The following is a 17,013-nucleotide window of genomic DNA, read 5'->3' on the forward strand; positions in this document are numbered from 1 at the left end:
GGCGGCGCGGCGAGGCCGCCGACCGGTCTCGATCCGGCGTCGTTCGCCGGCGGCCGCTGCCTGCCGGCGCGATCGTACCGTTCAGCCCAGGTTCGCCCGCAGCCGCGCGAGCGCGTGGTCGTGCGTGCGTTCGAACTTCAGCGGCGTGACCGCGATATAGCCTTCGCCGAGCGCGACCGTTTCCGAATCCGCATCGTCGTCGCGCGGTGCGCGCGTCAGCTTCAGCCAGTGGTATTCGATATCGCGCGGATCGCGCCCCGACACGATGTCGACGCCCTGCAGCGTGCCGGCGCCCTGGTTCGTCACCTTCAGGCCGCGCACGTCGTCGGCCGGCCGGGGCGGGAAATTCACGTTGAGGCACGCATCGCGGTCCCAGCCGGCCGCGACGAGCCGGCGAATCACGTCCGGCGCGTGCGTGCGCGCCGTATTCCACGGCACGTCGTTGCGGTCGCTGAATGCCTGGCTCAGCGCGATCGCCGGCACGCCGACCAGCATGCTCGTCATCGCCGCGCCGACGGTGCCGGAGAACACCGTTTCGGTGCCGAGGTTCGCGCCGCGATTCACGCCGGACAGCACGAAGTCGGGCCGCGCGTCCTTCATCAGGTGGCTGACCGCGATCGCGACGCAATCGCCCGGCGTGCCGCGCACGGCGAAGCGGCGCTCGCCCTTGCGATGCACGCGCAGCGGTTCGTGCAGGCTCAGCGAATGCGACGTGCCGCTCTGGTCTTCCGCCGGTGCGACGATCCACACTTCGCGCGCCAGTTGCGTGGCGACCTGTTCGAGCACTTCAAGGCCGGGGGCGTCGAATCCGTCGTCGTTGGTGAGCAGGACGCGGTCGAACAGCGGGCGGGTTTCTTGCATCGGGATGATCCTCGCAGGTAGGCAATGAGAGGGGAAAGGCATCGCGGGTACACCCGGAAGGCTAGCATTGCGTCGTGATGCGTGTCGTGCCGTGCAGTGCCGCGCCCTGCGCGCGCATGCGAAAACGGGCGCATGACGCGAAAACGGGCGCATCACGCGCCCGTTCGTTGGTTCGATGTGTGCCGCCTGCGCGGCGGGCCGGACCGCGTTACCCGAGCAGATGCCGCAGCAGCCCGGCCGACACGACGCCGACGATGACGGTCGGCAGGATCGACAGGCGCGTTGCCGCGATCAGCGTGACGGCGAGCGCGAGCAGGTCGGCCGGGCGCGTCGACACGAAGGCCGGTGCGATCACCGAGATCAGCACGCAACCGGGCACGTTCTCCATCACCGATGCCATCCGCGGGCTCAGCGTGCGATTGCGCAGCAGCACGTAGCCGAGCACGCGCGACAGGTAGGTCGTCGACGCCATCAGCACGATGGTCGCCACCGTCGCGAAATCAGGCAGCATCGCGCGGCTCCCACAGCAGCGCGGCGATCAGCCCCGCGCACGCGCCGGCCGCGACGTACCACGCGCCGGGCACGGCCAGGTGCGTGGCGGCTGCGACGACGAGGCTCACGAACCACGGACGGCTCGCGCGCATGCCCTTCCACATCCCGCGCAGCAGCACCAGAAACACGGCCGTAAACGCCATGTCGAAGCCGTACTGCTCGACGTTGCCGATCGTCGGGCCGACCGCCGCGCCGAGCGTCGTCATCGAGATCCACGTCAGGTACAGCCCCGAGCACACGCCCGCGTAGTAGCGGACGCTGATGTGCGTGGCCGAGCGCGAGCGCGCGTCGGCGAGCGACATCGCCCAGCTTTCGTCGCACATGAAGAACAGCGCGGCGAACGCGCGGCGGCGCGGCAGGCGCCGGATATACGGCGCGAACGCAGCGCCCATCAGGATATGGCGCGAATTCACGAGAAACGACATCGCGACGATCAGCGCGATGTGCGGCGGCGACGTCCACAGATGGATCGCCGCGAATTCGGAGCCGCCGCCGAAATTGAGGCCCGTCATCATCGGGACCTCGAACAGGCTCAGCCCTTTTTGCGCGGCCTGCGCGCCGAGCACCAGCGCGAACGGCACGAAACCCAGCATGACGGGCAGCGCCGCGCGCAATCCGCGACCCATCTCGGCGACATGGGCGGACTTGTCGCGAAGCCCGGACGACGTTGAAACGCTACTGCTCATTACTCCTCCTTGGGGACGAGGATTGTCTGCTTTTTTGACTCGAATCGGGTTGCGTTGTGGCCAGATCTTCCGGAGAATTTGGCATTGAATCAGCGTTTTTCAATTTTTTTGGAATTGGGTGCCAATGAAGCTCGACGCTATCGACCGGCGGATCCTGAGCGCGCTGCAGCGCGATGGCCGCATGCAGAACGTGGAACTCGCGCACGAGGTCGGGCTGTCGCCGTCGCCGTGCCTGCGGCGCGTGCGGCTGCTCGAGGAAGCGGGCGTGATCGAGAAGTACGTGGCCGTGCTGAACCCGGCGAAGGTCGGCAAGGGGCTGACGATCTTCACGCGCGTATGGCTGAAGGGGCAGGACGCGGAGTCCGTGAACCGCTTCTCCGAGGCCGTCCAGCAGATGCCGGAAGTGGTCGAGTGCCACCTGATGGCCGGCGACTGCGATTTCCTGTTGCGCGTGGTGGCGGCCGACATCGACGACTACCGGCGCTTCCAGATGGAATACCTGACGCGCATTCCGGGCGTGCTGAGCGTGAAGACCGATATCCCGATGCAGAAGGTCAAGCTCACGTCGGCGCTGCCGACGTAAGCGGCGCGAACGCGCGACGACGATTCGGCGGATCGTCACCAGCCAGTGACAATCGGCCGATACACTGGCGGGACAAGCCGCTTCGCCGCGCACCGTTGCATCGCGGTGCGCCTTCGATGCTCTAGCAACTAACGGTCAACCGCAAGGCGATCGGACAGGCGCGCTGCGCGCGACGCGATCCGCCGGGCGGTGCTTTTTTCTGGTCGAGTCATTCATGCAGCCATTCAACACGCCATGGAATTCGCTGGAAATCGTCAAGCTCGTGCTCGGTGTGCTGACGCCGTTGTCGGTCGCGTGTCTCGGCTGGCTCGTCGCGCGCCGGCTGAAGCGGCTCGAGCTCGTGCAGTGGACCAACCAGCGGCTGATCGAGAAGCGGCTCACGCTGTACGACACGGTCGCGCCGCAGCTCAATGCGCTGCTGTGCTTCTACACGTGGATTGGCTACTGGAAGGACATTTCGCCGGACGACGTGATCCGCGCGAAGCGCGACCTCGACCGCACGTTTCACATCTACCGCTACCTGTTCGACGAGGACGTGTACGACGCGTATCACACGTTCATTCACGCGCTGTTCGAGATGCATACGGGGCCGGGGCGCGACGCGCGGATTCGTTCGCTGATCCAGGCGCCGGACGGTGACCGCAGCGTGCACGGCACGTACGAATGGAACGCGGCGTGGGCCGAGCGGTTCTCGACCGCGAACGTGACGGACAAGGCCGACGTGGTGCTGCACTACACGCGGCTGATGGAGCGGCTGCGCGTCGCGCTCGGCGCGAATCGCTGACGATCGCGCAGGCGCACGCCCGTGCGCTACGCGTCGGTACCGGAATTCGCTACCCGGCGGCGCGGATGGATTCCCTCACGCACATCGCGGATGCGCGATGCGGCCGCGGCTGACATGCTCGTGGCCATGTCCACTCGCGTGAGGTTCGCATGTTCATCGAAACGGGTTCTCGGTCGCCTGCGATACGCCGGCCGGGCGTGCGCAGGCGGCGCCTTTTCGCTGTGGGTACGGCCGGTCCGGACACGATGCCGTTGCCGGCCGAACCCGAGATCGGCGACATCGTCTTCATCCGCGTGACGGTGCGGCCGTTTCTCGAAGTGGCGAGCGCGACGCGCTCGTGGACGAATCACGTGGGGATCGTCGTCGGCGAGCGCGGCGGCGAGCCGCTCGTCGCGGAGAGCACGTTTCCGCTGTCGCGCGTGACGACCATGTCACGGTTTCTCGCGCGCTCGGATCGCGGCGCGTGTGTGATCGCGCGCTTGAAGCAGCCGCTCGACGCCGCGCAACGGCGCCGGCTCGTCGACGCGGCCATGCGCCGGCTCGGCGTGGTTTACGACACCGGCTTCAATCTCGCGTCGCGCCGGCAGTTCTGCTCGCGTTTCGTGCGCGAAGTGGTGCGCGATGCGACGCGGATCGTGCTCGGTGACGTTGAGACGTTCGATGCGCTGCTGCGTCGCAATCCCGACCATCCGCTGGGGTTCTGGAAGATCTGGTATTTCGGCCGGATTCCGTGGCAGCGCCGTACGGTGACGCCGGCGAGCTTGCTCGATAGCGGTGAGTTGCGCGTGGTGATGGATACGCGTGGGCGCGATGCCGGCGCGCGGGAGCCGCGAGGTTCGGAAGATGCGGAAATCGACGGCGCGTATGACCGTTGACGCGGCACTTTCCGGGTGTTGAACGACGGTGGCGTGTGGTGGGTAGGCCGCTCAAACGACGGGCGGCCGGGTACGACGCATCAAGCGAACGAGATCACGAGTTTCTTGCCGCAAGCTGCCGCGTATTTGCGCAGCGTATCGATGGACGGTGAATGCTGGCCCGTTGCGAGCGCGCGCTCGAGTCTTGTCACCGCCGGTGCTTTCGTCCCCATGCGCTCGGCCACGTCGGCTTGCGACAGGCCGGCGTCTCGCCGGGCAGCGAGCATCACGTCGAGCAGGGCGAGTTCTTCGCGGTTCAGCCGTTCGTATTCGGCGCGCACGTCGGGGTTCGACAACGCGCGCTCGCGCAGCTCCTTATACGTTGCCATCTTGAACCTCCTTGAGTCGACGTGATGCCCCCCGTCTACACGCGCATTGACGAGCTCAGGTACGAGGTAGGCCGAACAGTAACAAATATGTTATGTCGATGCAAATGGAGTGTCCGGCCGCGGCGTTGGTGGCGCAGCTTGGAAGCGCCGGCAGAGTCAATTCCGTCCCGCCACCGCGAGCCGCGCGGCGAGCCCGACGAATACCGTGCCGAGCAGATACTGCGGCAGCTTCGACGGCCGGCGGCGCGCGCCGATCCGCTGGCTCAACCGGCTCGCGGACAGGATCACCGCGCCGTTGACCACGAGCCCGATCAGGTTGAGCACCGTCGCGAGCATGAGAATCTGCACGGCGATCGAGCCGTGTTCGGGACGCACGAACTGCGGGAACAGCGCGAGGACGAACAGCGCCATCTTCGGATTCAGCAGGTTCGTCGTCAGGCCCTGGCGGAAGATCGCGGCGGTCGAATGGCGGCGCGGCGACGCGACCGGCGACAGCGCAGTCGCATCCGAACGGAACGTCTTCCACGCGAGATAAAGCAGGTAGGCGGCACCCGCGAAGCGCACGGCGTCATAGGCGAGCGGCACCGCGACGAAGAGCTGCGACAGCCCGAGCGCGGCAGCGAGTGCATGGCAGTAGGTGCCGGCCTGAATGCCCGCGAGCGTGGCGAACCCCGCGCGGCGGCCCTGGCTCACGCTGCGCGATGCGATCAGCAGCATGTCGGGGCCGGGTGTGACGGTCAGCGCGAGGCACGCGCCGGAGAACAGTGCGAGCGTGGAGAGGTCGATCATGGAAGTCCCGTCGTGCCGGAGTGGCGTGAAAGGGAGATCAGTGTAGGAGTGCGTCCGGCGCGGGTCAATTGACCGAACGGCCGATGATTCGATGTGCCGGCACAGCCGATCGAAAACGGATTCACTCCGTTTTCGGCGCGCCGACGAACTCATGCCAAGCGCGCCACGCGCGAATCGAGCGCACGCGCCGCCGCGCCCGTTACTGCTTCCTGCAAGCCACCTGATAATCGATCACGGTATTCGCCGACGGCGTGTCGGGCTCACCGCCGGCCGTCGTCACGCCGAGCACGCCGGCCGCGCTCCGATACCGCAGCGCGCAATACCCCATGCCGGTGCCCGAGCATGCTTCGGCTTCGATGATCCCGTGTTTCGCGAGCGTGGCCGCGCCATCCATCTCGTTCGGTTTTTCGTGCGGACGCAGCGGCTGCCAGCCGTGCGAGATCAGGATCTTGCGTGCCTTGTCGAGCGGTTTGCCGTACACGTTGGGCACGACTGCACGGCCGTGACAGTACGTGCGTTCCGCGGCAACCGCGGTCAGCCGCAAGCCGCCATTCTCCTCGCGCAACTCGCCGACCGGCGCCGACGGACCATCGCCGCCCCAGACCAGCAGCGCGCCGCTTTCCAGCGGCTCGACCGAGCCGAGTTGCCAGCCGGCCGCGCGCGCCGTATAGCCGAGCGCGACGAGCGTCGTGCCGTCGAAGACGCCGATATTTGCGTTGCGCGCAAAGCAGATCGCGCTCGTCCCCGGCTTGAACCCGCTCGCGAACGTGACGACCGTATAGCGGCCGAGCGGCGCCTCGGACGTCACGATCCAGCCGAGCTTCGTGACGTCGCGGCCGGCCGCGGTGGTGGTCTTCGCGCGATATTGCGCACAAAACGCGTCGAGCGTGCCGTTCTCGGGCGAGTGCGGCAGCGCGCCGAGCGCAACCAGCGACGCGCCGGCGATATCGGAAGCGGTCCGCAGCGCCTCGGCCTCGGCCGACGCCGCGCCGCCGAACATGACGCACGCGAGTGCCGCGAGCGATGCGACGCGGCGGGCCAACGGCTGGGCAGCGATGCGGCGCACGTCGGCTCAGCCCTGCGCGATCACGTCGATCCGCAGTGCTTCGCCACCGTCGACGATCGCCAGCAGACGATCGACGTTCGGGTGCGCACCCGGGCGGTTACGCGCGTCGGCGGTGTGCTCCGCGAACACCGCGAGACCGTGTTCGGCGGCCTTCGCATCGAGCGTACCGAATGCCTGCTTCAGATAGTTGTACACCGCGAGCGAACCCTGCTTGCCCGGCTGGTTCTCGATGCTCGCGACCACGTCGCCGTTCGCGCCGACGAGATCGATCCGTGCGATGCCGTCGATGGGCGGCAGTTGCGCGAGGTTGTCCTTGAATACTTGGGTCGGTTGAATCACTGAAACACTCCGTCGGTTCGGTCATGGGCCAATCGGGCCGTATCTTATCCGATCGTCATCCGGCCGACCGGCCGCGCTGCACCGGCGAGCTACGCCGCACTGTCCGCCACCGTCGGCATCGCGCGGGCTTTTCCGCTAGAGTAAGAGATCACCGGCCGCATCCGCCGCCCACGCCGGCACGCGGCGGCCACATCCCGCCATTGCATTGCACACGAGGGCCCCGATGGACATTGAGCAACGCTACACCGCCAATGCGCCGACGCGCGCGGAAGTCGACGCACTGGCCGGTATCACCGTCATCGAATTCGGCGCGAACTGGTGCGGGATCTGCGCGAGCGCGCAGCCCGCGATCGTCGCGTCGCTCTCCGCGCATCCGGCCGTGCGGCATCTGAAGATCGAGGACGGCCCGGGCCGGCCGCTCGGCCGGTCGTTCCGCGTGAAGCTGTGGCCGACATTGATATTCATGCGCGACGGGGTCGAAGTCGCGCGCGTCGTGCGCCCCGTCGACGCGAAGCAGATCGAAGCCGAAGGCTTCGCCGCACTCGCCTGAGGTGGCCATCATGCAACAGGCCATCACGCACATCGGCGTTGAAACGCACGGGAGCGGCCTCGTCGAGTTCACATCGCAGGCGCGTGCGTTCGTCGACCAGCAGGCAATCCGCACCGGGTTGCTGACCGTGTTCTGCCGCCATACGTCCGCGTCGCTGCTGATCCAGGAGAACGCGGATCCGTCGGTGCAGCGCGATCTCGAACGCTACTTCGCAACGATCGCGCCCGAGGACGACACGCGTTACGAGCACGACACCGAAGGGCCCGACGACATGCCCGCGCATCTGCGCACCGCGCTCACGCAGGTGCAGCTGTCGATCCCGGTCGAGCATGGACGCATGGTGCTCGGCACCTGGCAGGGCATCTACCTGTTCGAGCATCGTCGCGCGGCGCATCGGCGCGACATCGTGCTGCATTTGATCGGCGAATGAGCGCGGGAGCGCAAACGAACGGGCAGGCCGGCGTGCGCCGCAGCGCGGCCGCGTTCAGCCGAACAGCTTCTCGACGAGCGCGCCGAGTTCGCGCAGGTGAACGGGCTTCGGCAGGAACGCGTCGAACACCTGTTGCTTCTCGCGCAACGCGGCCGATTCGTACGCGCTGACGCCGAGGATCGACGCAAACCGGCCGTCGTCGTCCGGTTGCGCGACCATCCGGATGCGCCGCGCGACTTCGAAGCCGCTCAGGTCCGGCAGTTCGAGATCGAGCACGACGAGGTCGTACCGCGCGTCGCCGAAACGCGCGACGCCTTCGTGCCCGGTGCCGCACAGATCGGCGTCGACGCCGAGCGCCGACAGCATCGCGCCGAGCGTTTCGCGCGCATTGTCGTTGTCGTCGACCACGAGCGCGCGGCGGTTGCGACGCACGTCGACGGCTTGCCATGCGGGCGCGTCGCCGGCCGTGTCGGCGGCATCCGGCGCCTCGGCCGGCAGCGTGACGACGAACTCGCTGCCTTCGCCGACGGCACTGCGCACGTCCACATGGCCGCGCAGCGTCGTCACGATCTCGCGCACGACGGCGAGCCCCATTCCGATGCCGTCCACATGCAGGCCGACCGCGTCGTTCGCACGGTAGAACGGCTCGAAGATCTTCGGCAGATGCTGCTTCGCGATACCGGCGCCGGTATCGCGCACCGCAAGTTTCAACTGCCGGCCGGCCGGCGTGTCGACGAGCCGGATCGATACGTGGATCGATCCGTCGACGGTGTACTTCACCGAATTCTCGATCAGGTTGGACAGCACCTGCCGCAACAGCTTGCGATCGGAGCGGATCGCGAGGTCGTGCGGCTCGACCAGCTGCGAGATCGCGATCCGTTTGGCCGCGATCTTCGCGCGCAGCGGATCGAGCACCTCGGCGAGCAGCGACGCCATGCCGACCGTTTCGGCTTCGGCGAGACGCTTGGTCGAGCGCAGCTTGATGTAGTCGGTCAGGTCCTTGACCAGCGCCTCGAGCGACGACGCCGAATTCTGCAGCCGCCGGATCGTCTTCAGGTTCGCGTCGGATTGCGGCCGCGCGAGCAGGATCTCGATCGACCCGCAGATTGCCTGCAGCGGCGTGCGCAGTTCATGACTGACCATCCCGAGGAACGCATTCTTCGCCTCGATCATCTCGAACGCGCGATCGGATGCCTTGCGTTCCGCATCGAGCGCCGCGTCCTGGCGTTCGAGTAGGTCGTCGCGCGTGCGCATCGTATAGAACAGCAGCAGGAACAGCGCGCACAGGATCACGCCGAGGATGATGCCGAGCGACAGGATCGCGCGCTGCTTTTCCTTCAGCTGATGGAACGTGAAGTCGCGCTGCGCCATCTCGATCGCGCGGAAGTAGTTCGCGAGGCCGTTGACCTTCGGCCAGTGCGCATTGACCTCGTCGATCACGCGCTGTGCGTCGTTCGGTGCGTCGCGCAACAGCGGCACGTCGCGCTTCAGGCGCGCCATGAATTCGCCGAGCGCCGCGATCTCGCCGCGCGCGCGCGGGATGCGCAGCCAGTATTGGGACACCTCGGACGGCCGCTGCAGGAAGCCGAACGACACCGACAGGCTGTCGAGCTGCATCTGCACGTGGTCGTAGTTGTCGTCCACGTGCGTGGCATAGAGAATCAGCTGGCGGTCGAAGCGCGTGTAGACGTTGCGGTATTGCGCGGCGGTCCAGAACACGCCTTCACGCGGCCCTTCGAGCACGCCCTCGTTGACCGACGTCGCGAGCAGGTCCCACAGCAGGAATGCCCACGCGGCGAATCCCAGGATCCACAGCGATCCCAGGACCAGGATGATTTTTCTGTTCTTCCACCGCCCGCGCTTCATGTCGCCCGCTTACTTCACGGTCAGGCCGATGATCTGCCACGCGAACTTGGCTTCGCCGAGCGGCGTCTTCAGCTCGTCCGGATACTGGTCGCGCGGATACATGATCCACAGCGGCCCGTAGTTGTCGTTGCCGAGCACCTTGCCGTTCATCGTGCGCGCAAGGATCACGCCGTACTTGTCGGCATCCGACACGGGGATCGTGAACGTGTACTCGTCGATGCAGCGGAACTCGATCTGCGTGCCGTGCGCGTCGACGGTCTTCAGCACGTCGGACAGGCGCGGGCCGGTGAAGGTCGCCTTCGGCGTCCAGCTCGTCGACGTGACGATCGTGTACTGCGGCAGCGCCATCAGCGCCTGCTCGGAAAAGACGAACGTCGTGTTGCCGGGCTGGTTGCTGCGGCCGATCTTGCCGTCGACGGTGAACGTGAACGACGCGCCCCAGCACGCGGCGGCCATGCCGAGCAGGCCAGCCGCGACCAGGCTCTTGATCCGGATCGTCGAGATTCGCATGTGTTTCCCCTTGGTCGTGTTCGTGTTCGTGTGAAGGTGGGTGTTCGTTGTGGTCTCAGCTCGCGACGGCGGCGCCCGCGCCGCTCGCGGCGGCCGGCAGCGCGATCTTCAGTTCGCGTGCGACTTCGGCGAACAGGATCGGCAGGCGCACCGGCTTTTCCTCGCAGCGCGCGTTGTAGTGCGACACGATGTGCGCAATCTCGTCCTCGCTCGCCTCGCCGGTGGAGATCTTGCCGGTCAGCAGGAAGATCGGCGCGCCGCCGTTTTCGCTCGAGCGGATGCCGCGCACGAGTTCGGCGGCCGTCTGGTCGCCGAGCATCCAGTCGAGGATGTAGCCGTCGAAGTCCTCGACTTCCAGCGCCTTGCGGAACGACGCGCCGTCAAAATAGGGCACCGCGTTCACGCCTTTTTCGATGAAGTATTCGCACACGGTTTCGGCGACGTCCTGCGAATCGTCGACCACCGCGATCCGCGCGGCATAGACGGCCGGCTGGCTCGAGCGCAGCTCGATGACGTCGACCGGATAGGTGCGGCCTTCGCGCGCGTGCTCGCGTTCGGTGACGATCCATTCGCCCTGCCACTGCAACGCGACGAAATCCGTTTCGATCTGGCTGCTGGCCTTCGCCGAGATCGCCGCGCGGCAGCGAAAGCGGCGCGATTCGATCACGAGCGTCGCGTCGATCATTTCGGCGGCGGCCGGTTGCGTGCCCTTGTCGTCGAGCAGGATCGCGGGCGGCACGCCGAAGTGCGTCGCGATGTCCTGCAACTGCGACAGGTTCCACGGGATCAGGCCTTTCATCTTGCGCGTAACGACCGAGAAACTGAGGCCCAGCACGTTCGCGATCGTCGTGTTGTGACTACGCGGCGGAATGCCGTTGCGCGTCAGCAGATCGCGCACCTTGGTGGCGGTGATGAGATCGACGTTGGCCTGCTCGCTAGTGGACATCTCGAAAGGGTCTCCTGGGTTTTAGCGACGAAGAGCATATTCAAAAGTGACGCGATACGCAAACTTTGAAATCGCGATTGACCTTGACATGCCATATTTCTCCATTATTATTGCTCACCACGTCACTATTGTTTGTCGCGTCAGGTTTGGAGGCCGGTATCGAACACGGTCATCTGGCGAAAAGCGGCAGCCAGAGCGTGACTGAACGATTCAAAGAGAGAGCCTGAGAGAGCCTTGGACTGCGTGTCGGCGTTGGCGAATTGTATTCGCCTCGCCGCACGCAAACCGGGTACGCGCTCGCGGGGGTGGGATAGCGCGAAGCAGTGCGGCGCAGATAAAACGTGGGGAACGCACACATGTATCGCCGTTTGCTGGCACCGGGGCTGCTGTTGCTGTTGGCCGCGTGCGCGCAGGATCCGTCCGTTACACGCAACACGGTGCGGATCTGCGATGACACCGGTTGTTCCGATCGCCCTAAAGATCAGGTGTCCTATCAAAAAAGGGACGATGCGGACGACCGCGAAGATCCGCGTATCGTCGCGCTGAAGCAGGCCGCGAAGGCGCAGCCCAAGGCCGCCTACGACCTCGGCCTGCGTTATTTCCGCGGCGACGGCGTGCGCCAGGACAGCTATCAGGCACTGAAGTGGATGCGCGACGCCGCCGAGCGCGGCGACCTGAACGCGCAGAAGGCCCTCGGCAGTTTCTACCTGTTCGGCCTCGAGGAGATGGGCTCCGATCCGCGCGAAGCGGACAAGTGGCTGTCGATCGCGGCGAGCCGCGGCGACAAGGAATCGAAAAAGCTGCTCGAGCTCGCCCGCAAGGCCAAGAAGGAAGACGAGGAAGACTGGAAATGGCGCACGCAATGGCGTGACGTCTATTACGGCTACTGGTACTCGGGCTATCCGTACTACGGCGTCTGGAATCAGACGTACTGGTACTACTGACCGGACCGAAAGCAACGGGGAGCTGCAGCGGGGAGACCACCATCGCGCAGCCACGCCGGGGGGCTTATCGAAGTTCGCACGAACATATAAGCCGAACAACGACTCTATCGATCGATAACGACATGAAGACCAACCTTTCCCAACGTCTCACTCAAGGTGCGCTGGTTGCAGCGCTTTGCGCGTCGGTCGCCGGCTGCGGCGGCGTGGTGACGCCCGGCGGCCAGAACGCGGGCGTGTCCGGCGCCGCGGCGGGCGGTGCGAGCGCCGGCGCCGATACGACGCTGCAGCGCTGCACGTCGCCGCTCGGCACGATCGCCGTCGACGACGGCCGCAACGCCGACTGGTGGGGCCCGTTCGGCAGCGCGACCAAGATGACGACCATCGACCCGCTGCTGCGCCTGGCCGTGCAGCAGTCGAACTGCTTCGTGATCACGTCGATCGGCAACCAGAAGAGCGACGCGCGCCTGTCGCGCATCACGCAGTTGCAGCGCAACTCGGGCGAATACCGTGCGGGCTCGAAGCAGCAGAAGGGCCAGCGCGTCGCGGCCGACTACTACATGGAACCGCAGATCGTGATCAACGATTCGGCGGTCGGCGGCATCGGCAGCATGATCGGCGGGCTGATCGGCAACAGCGCGGTCGCGGCGGTGGCCGGCCATCTGCAGACGAAGGCATCGGTCGTGACGCTGACGCTGTTCGACGTGCGTTCGGCCGTGCAGATCGCGGCGTCGGAAGGCAGCTCGACGGCGACCAACTACGGCGCGGCGCTGGGCGGATTCGGCGGTGGCGTGGGCGGCGCGCTGTCGGGCTTCTCGGCGACGCCGGAAGGCAAGGCGACCGTCGTCGCGTTCATCGACGCGTACAACAAGATGGTCGTCGCACTGCGCAGCTACAAGGCGCAGGACGTCAAGGGCGGCCTTGGCCGCGGCGGCCAGTTGCAGGTCAATTGAGGTTCCGGGCCGGCGGTGCGTGCCGCCGGCGGCAATGCAGCAGGCCCCTTTCTATTTCAAGCCGGCGAACTGCACGGGTTTCCTGTGCACGACGCTGAATCCGTTCACGCAGAACTGAGCGGGCGCTACCGACCCGGCGCGCATCGCGCGGGCCGAACCGGGTACGTTGGGTGCGCCGCATCGTCCATGAATTGCATCTCCTGCCGTCGGCTTGCCGGCGCAATTGTATTGGCGCGCGCGGACGGGGAGCGATGTCACGACTTGTCCGAGGGGACAAGACGTTATGGGCGATTGCGCCGCTAGGATTCGTTCGAGTTCAAAACAAGCATTGAAACAAATCGGACATGTACTAAAAGGATAATACACAACTGATTTTCGCAGTGTCGTTTGGCATGATCGGGATGTCTCTATCCCGAATGCATCCATCGTGACGCCCAGCCCGGCAGGGAATCTGCCGCATGTCCGCATCCCCGGGCGCCGTCACGCCGAGCCATGCCATACAGCACGCTTCAGTCCATTCGCCGCTACCAGAGCATTTCGATGTTCGGTGGCGGCATCGTCGTCACGATCCTGATCCTGATCGCCTGCGGGCTCGGGATCACGTCGATCGTTTACGGCTATCTGGACGGTGAGCGGCGCAATTTCCTGAACGGCGTCGAAGAGGCAGTCGACGAGGTGCAGGTGGCCGAGACGTCGTTCCGCAACGGCGTCGCGAACACGCAGCTGATCTGGCACGAGCTCGGCGCGGCGCCTCCCGATGTCGTGAATGAGTTTTTCGCCAACGGCCAGCAGCTCGCGATCAAGCCGTATCCGTCGCTCGTGGTCGGCGTGCCGGGACAAACCGGGCAGCGCGACGAGGTGGCGCGTTATCTCGCGCTGTCGTTCCTGCTGTCGCGCATCGGCGCGGCGAGTTCACTCAATCGCGGGCGCACGCTCGAGGGCTACCACTACAGTACGCGCACGGGCATGTTCGGCTTCGTGCCGCATCTGTCGCGCGACAATCCCGCGCTCGCGACGCCCGACGCACGCGCGCGCGTCCTCGCGGCGCTGCACGTCGATTTCGACGGCCCGGCGCCGACCGACGGTCGTCCCCACGTTCGCTGGCTGCCGCCCTACATCAATCCCGTGACGGGGCAGGCGCGTATCCGGATCGCCGCCGAAGCGCGCGCCGACGGCCGGCCATTCGCGGTGCTCGTCACCGAATACGCACCGGAATACCTGCTGTCGTGGCTGCCCGGGCGCGGGCCGGCCGGCGTGTTCTTCATCGCGTCGGCGGACAACCGGCTGATCGCGATCGACCCCGGCGTCGAGCGGACCAACGCGCTGACCGAGCGCCTGCTGAATCTCGATGTCGCACATGCCGACCGGGCAGCCGACGAGCCGCTCTTTCGCGACGGCGCGATCGTGTTCCGCTCGCGGCTCGCGGCCACCGGCTGGACGATCGCCTATGTACTGTCGTGGGCCGACGTGGCGGCCGGCATCGGCGTGCAGGCCGGCGCGCTCGCGGCGTCGACGCTCGTCGCGATCGTCGTGATGTGGCTGCTGCTCGTGCGATTCCACCGGCGCGTGCTCGTGCCGGTCTACGCGCGTTCGGCCCGCGTGTTCGAGAGCGAGGCGCTGTGCCGCAGCGTGATCGCGATGGCGCCGGTCGGCATCGGCCTCGTGTCGCTGTCCGACCGCCGCGTGATGCTCGCGAGCGACGTGCTGGCGCAGATGCTCGTCCCGCACGGCGGCGATCACCACGCGTTGGCCGCGCAGGCGCTGGCGCAATACGACGCGTTCGTCGCGAACGGCGGCTCGGGCCGCACGATGATGACCGAGCTCGTGATCGATGCGCACGGCGACGCGCCGCTGCACCTGGAGGTCATCGCGCACAGCGCGCGTTACCAGGGCGAGGACGTGCTGATCGCGATTTTCGCCGATACGACCGCGCAGCGCCGGCTCGTGCATCAGCTCGAGGAAGCCGTGCGCGCGGCCGATTCGGCGAATGCGGCCAAGTCGTCGTTTCTCGCCGCGACGAGCCACGAGATCCGCACGCCGCTCAACGTGATCCTCGGCAACCTCGAGCTGCTCGAGCGCACGGCGCTCGATGCGTCGCAGCAGAGTCGCGTGCAGACGCTGCGCGCATCGGCCGAGGGCCTGCTCGCGATCGTCAGCGACATCCTCGATTTCTCGAAGATCGAGGCCGGTGCGATGACGGTCGAGTCGATCGAGTTCGATGTGATCGCGGTGATCGAGCGCGAACTGGCGGCGTTCGCCCCCGTCGCGAGGGCGAAAGGGTTGCCGCTGTTCGCCGATATCGATGCGAGCGCGGGGCAGCGTATGCGCGGTGATCCGACGCGGCTCGCGCAGGTGGTCGGCAACTTGCTCGGCAACGCGATCAAGTTCACCAGCGAAGGGCGCATCGTCGCGCGCGTGGCGGTGGGCCACGACGTGGGCGGGAGGCCCGAGCTCGCGATCGGCATCGAAGATACGGGCATCGGAATCGATCCCGCGCAACATGCGAGGCTGTTCAAGCCGTTCTCGCAGGTCGACGCGTCGATCACGCGGCGCTACGGCGGCACGGGGCTCGGGCTCGCGCTGTGCGATCGGCTGGTCGCGGCGATGGGCGGGACGATTTCGGTCCACAGCGCGCCGGGCATCGGCAGCCTGTTCACCGTCCGCCTGCCGCTGCGCATGGGCATCGTGCCGAAATCGCCGGTGGTTGCCGGCGACAGGCGGACGCTGATCGTCGTGTCGCCGGAGGACGCATGGCGCGCGTTCGCCTTTCCGCATCTGCGTGCATGGGGTTTCGATGTCGCGATGCATCCAAGTCCGATCGGGATAGCCGCCGGGTGCCTCGTGCGTGCTCATGCGATCGTACTCTTCGGCGATTCGGACCAATGGCGACGGGAGGAGCTCGACAGTCTCGGCGGCGGCACGCCGGTCGTGCTCGCCACGCCGGACGGTCCGCTGCAGCCCGACGTCGCGGGTCGCACGATCCGCGTGTCGAGCTATTCGCTGAACGGGCTGCGCACGGCGATCGAGCAGGCGCGCGTCGCGACTGCCGAGCAGCGGCCCGCGCCTGCCGGCAAAGCCGGTGATGGGCAACCCGAGACGGCTTCCGGCGCGCGTGTGCCACGCGTGCTGGTCGCCGACGATGCGTCGGTCAACGGGTCGATCTTTCGGGAGCAGCTCGATGTGCTCGGCTGCGTGGTGCGGTGCGTGTCGTCCGGGGGGGCCGCGCTCGATACGCTCGCGAACGGTGCATGGGACGTGCTGCTGCTCGGCGCCGACCTGCCCGACATGTCGGCCGGGGAACTGGCGGAAGCCGTCCATGCGCGCGCGCTGCCGTGCGACATGATCGTCGTCGCATCGCATCTGGCGCCCGACGACGCGCAGCGTTACGCCGCATCGAACGTCGAGTGCGTGTTGACGAAGCCGGTGACGTTGGCCGACCTGCGTCGCGCGCTCGCGCGCGTCGCGCGACAGCGCGGAATCGCGTTTTCTGCCGCCGCGGCGGACGAACGGCCAGCGTCGAGAGCAATGGCGGCCGCGGTGGCCCACTGGCCGGGAAGATAAAAAAAGCGACGCCATGGCGGCATAGATCGCCCAGCGTTCAAAACGGGGAAGGCAGACACGCCGCATCGCATAGATGCCGCGTGATTTCGACTGAAGAAGGAAGGGTAAGGCCGTGCGCTATATGGGAAAGGTGTTCGGGCTGCTGCTTGGATTTGCGACGCTGCCGGAGAAATCCAGACGGGATTTCCTCACGAAGCTGAATGAATTCATGATGATGTCGCCGTCGCAGAAGCGGCGGGCCATCACCGAGTGGCAGCATGTCGCGGATGACGGGTCGGGCGAACCGGACAAGTCCGTGGCCAAACGTTAGGAAGCGGCCAAGGCCGTTTCGCGGGACGGGATGGATCGACGGT

The 17,013-nt window shown here is 66.6% G+C and carries 19 protein-coding genes; 9 read left to right on the forward strand and 10 right to left on the reverse strand.

Going from position 1 to position 17,013, the window contains the following annotated elements:
- Nucleotides 1–81 precede the first annotated feature (81 nt).
- From surE to ACP26O_RS23480, 3 genes are all read right to left on the reverse strand, one after another.
- Nucleotides 82–861, reverse strand: a complete 780-nt coding sequence (gene surE / locus ACP26O_RS23470) for a 5'/3'-nucleotidase SurE (RefSeq protein WP_175664443.1) — start codon at nucleotides 859–861, stop codon at nucleotides 82–84.
- A 208-nt stretch (nucleotides 862–1,069) separates the two neighbouring features.
- Nucleotides 1,070–1,372 carry an AzlD family protein gene (locus ACP26O_RS23475; protein WP_162999222.1) on the reverse strand — a complete coding sequence of 101 codons (303 nt, stop codon included), beginning with the start codon at nucleotides 1,370–1,372 and terminating at the stop codon, nucleotides 1,070–1,072.
- Nucleotides 1,362–2,099, reverse strand: coding sequence for an AzlC family ABC transporter permease (locus ACP26O_RS23480; protein WP_175664444.1), 738 nt, complete (start codon nucleotides 2,097–2,099; stop codon nucleotides 1,362–1,364). The genes ACP26O_RS23475 and ACP26O_RS23480 overlap by 11 nt, the downstream gene beginning before the upstream one ends.
- 124 nt (nucleotides 2,100–2,223) lie before the next feature.
- Here ACP26O_RS23480 and ACP26O_RS23485 point away from each other — a divergent pair, with 124 nt between their 5' ends.
- The 3 genes from ACP26O_RS23485 to ACP26O_RS23495 all read left to right on the forward strand — a co-directional run bounded on the left by ACP26O_RS23485 (nucleotide 2,224) and on the right by ACP26O_RS23495 (nucleotide 4,341).
- Nucleotides 2,224–2,682, forward strand: a complete 459-nt coding sequence (locus tag ACP26O_RS23485) for an Lrp/AsnC family transcriptional regulator (RefSeq protein ID WP_059237883.1) — start codon at nucleotides 2,224–2,226, stop codon at nucleotides 2,680–2,682.
- A gap of 214 nt (nucleotides 2,683–2,896) precedes the next feature.
- On the forward strand, nucleotides 2,897–3,466 hold the full coding sequence (locus tag ACP26O_RS23490; protein WP_105833660.1) for a hypothetical protein: 570 nt from the start codon (nucleotides 2,897–2,899) through the stop codon (nucleotides 3,464–3,466).
- A 149-nt stretch (nucleotides 3,467–3,615) separates the two neighbouring features.
- Nucleotides 3,616–4,341, forward strand: coding sequence for a YebB family permuted papain-like enzyme (locus ACP26O_RS23495; protein ID WP_175664445.1), 726 nt, complete (start codon nucleotides 3,616–3,618; stop codon nucleotides 4,339–4,341).
- Nucleotides 4,342–4,421: 80 nt separating this feature from the next.
- Here ACP26O_RS23495 and ACP26O_RS23500 read toward each other — a convergent pair whose 3' ends face one another.
- The 4 genes from ACP26O_RS23500 to ACP26O_RS23515 form a co-directional block, all read right to left on the reverse strand.
- Entirely contained in the window at nucleotides 4,422–4,709 is a 288-nt protein-coding gene (locus tag ACP26O_RS23500) for a helix-turn-helix domain-containing protein (RefSeq protein ID WP_006761397.1), read from the reverse strand.
- A gap of 156 nt (nucleotides 4,710–4,865) precedes the next feature.
- On the reverse strand, nucleotides 4,866–5,498 hold the full coding sequence (locus ACP26O_RS23505) for a LysE family translocator (protein WP_175664446.1): 633 nt from the start codon (nucleotides 5,496–5,498) through the stop codon (nucleotides 4,866–4,868).
- 199 nt (nucleotides 5,499–5,697) lie between these two features.
- On the reverse strand, nucleotides 5,698–6,498 hold the full coding sequence (locus ACP26O_RS23510) for a hypothetical protein (RefSeq protein WP_244098999.1): 801 nt from the start codon (nucleotides 6,496–6,498) through the stop codon (nucleotides 5,698–5,700).
- Between the two features lie 72 nt (nucleotides 6,499–6,570).
- The gene (locus ACP26O_RS23515; protein ID WP_006760903.1) at nucleotides 6,571–6,903 is read right to left on the reverse strand and encodes a DUF2322 family protein; all 333 of its coding nucleotides are present in this window, start codon (nucleotides 6,901–6,903) and stop codon (nucleotides 6,571–6,573) included.
- A gap of 223 nt (nucleotides 6,904–7,126) precedes the next feature.
- On the opposite strand from ACP26O_RS23515, the gene ACP26O_RS23520 reads away from it, so the two are divergent.
- Together ACP26O_RS23520 and ACP26O_RS23525 are read left to right on the forward strand one after the other, a co-directional pair.
- A complete protein-coding gene (locus tag ACP26O_RS23520; RefSeq protein ID WP_175664448.1) occupies nucleotides 7,127–7,453 on the forward strand; it encodes a thioredoxin family protein in 327 nt (108 codons plus the stop codon).
- A gap of 10 nt (nucleotides 7,454–7,463) precedes the next feature.
- Nucleotides 7,464–7,883 carry a secondary thiamine-phosphate synthase enzyme YjbQ gene (locus tag ACP26O_RS23525; protein ID WP_175664449.1) on the forward strand — a complete coding sequence of 140 codons (420 nt, stop codon included), beginning with the start codon at nucleotides 7,464–7,466 and terminating at the stop codon, nucleotides 7,881–7,883.
- 54 nt (nucleotides 7,884–7,937) lie between these two features.
- Here ACP26O_RS23525 and atsR read toward each other — a convergent pair whose 3' ends face one another.
- Genes atsR through ACP26O_RS23540 form a run of 3 tightly spaced genes read right to left on the reverse strand, consistent with a single transcriptional unit; the run spans nucleotide 7,938 to nucleotide 11,205 of the window.
- The gene (gene atsR, locus ACP26O_RS23530) at nucleotides 7,938–9,749 is read right to left on the reverse strand and encodes a hybrid sensor histidine kinase/response regulator AtsR (protein WP_175664450.1); all 1,812 of its coding nucleotides are present in this window, start codon (nucleotides 9,747–9,749) and stop codon (nucleotides 7,938–7,940) included.
- Nucleotides 9,750–9,758: 9 nt separating this feature from the next.
- Nucleotides 9,759–10,259: a molybdopterin-dependent oxidoreductase gene (locus ACP26O_RS23535; RefSeq protein ID WP_175664451.1), complete on the reverse strand. Its 501-nt coding sequence runs from the start codon at nucleotides 10,257–10,259 to the stop codon at nucleotides 9,759–9,761.
- A 55-nt stretch (nucleotides 10,260–10,314) separates the two neighbouring features.
- Nucleotides 10,315–11,205 (reverse strand): helix-turn-helix domain-containing protein, encoded by an 891-nt coding sequence (locus tag ACP26O_RS23540; RefSeq protein WP_175664452.1) that lies wholly within the window; start codon nucleotides 11,203–11,205, stop codon nucleotides 10,315–10,317.
- Between the two features lie 356 nt (nucleotides 11,206–11,561).
- On the opposite strand from ACP26O_RS23540, the gene ACP26O_RS23545 reads away from it, so the two are divergent.
- The 4 genes from ACP26O_RS23545 to ACP26O_RS23560 all read left to right on the forward strand — a co-directional run bounded on the left by ACP26O_RS23545 (nucleotide 11,562) and on the right by ACP26O_RS23560 (nucleotide 16,970).
- Complete coding sequence (locus tag ACP26O_RS23545) at nucleotides 11,562–12,149, forward strand: tetratricopeptide repeat protein (protein ID WP_011660078.1); 588 nt, start codon at nucleotides 11,562–11,564, stop codon at nucleotides 12,147–12,149.
- A 122-nt stretch (nucleotides 12,150–12,271) separates the two neighbouring features.
- Nucleotides 12,272–13,099 (forward strand): hypothetical protein, encoded by an 828-nt coding sequence (locus ACP26O_RS23550; RefSeq protein ID WP_011660079.1) that lies wholly within the window; start codon nucleotides 12,272–12,274, stop codon nucleotides 13,097–13,099.
- A 492-nt stretch (nucleotides 13,100–13,591) separates the two neighbouring features.
- Nucleotides 13,592–16,660, forward strand: coding sequence for an ATP-binding protein (locus ACP26O_RS23555; RefSeq protein WP_175664453.1), 3,069 nt, complete (start codon nucleotides 13,592–13,594; stop codon nucleotides 16,658–16,660).
- Between the two features lie 121 nt (nucleotides 16,661–16,781).
- The gene (locus tag ACP26O_RS23560) at nucleotides 16,782–16,970 is read left to right on the forward strand and encodes a hypothetical protein (protein WP_168736183.1); all 189 of its coding nucleotides are present in this window, start codon (nucleotides 16,782–16,784) and stop codon (nucleotides 16,968–16,970) included.
- The last annotated feature ends 43 nt before the right edge of the window (nucleotides 16,971–17,013 follow it).

Origin of the sequence: Burkholderia sp. R-40 (assembly GCF_049942845.1) — a bacterium.
Classification (GTDB): Bacteria; Pseudomonadota; Gammaproteobacteria; order Burkholderiales; family Burkholderiaceae; genus Burkholderia; species Burkholderia ambifaria.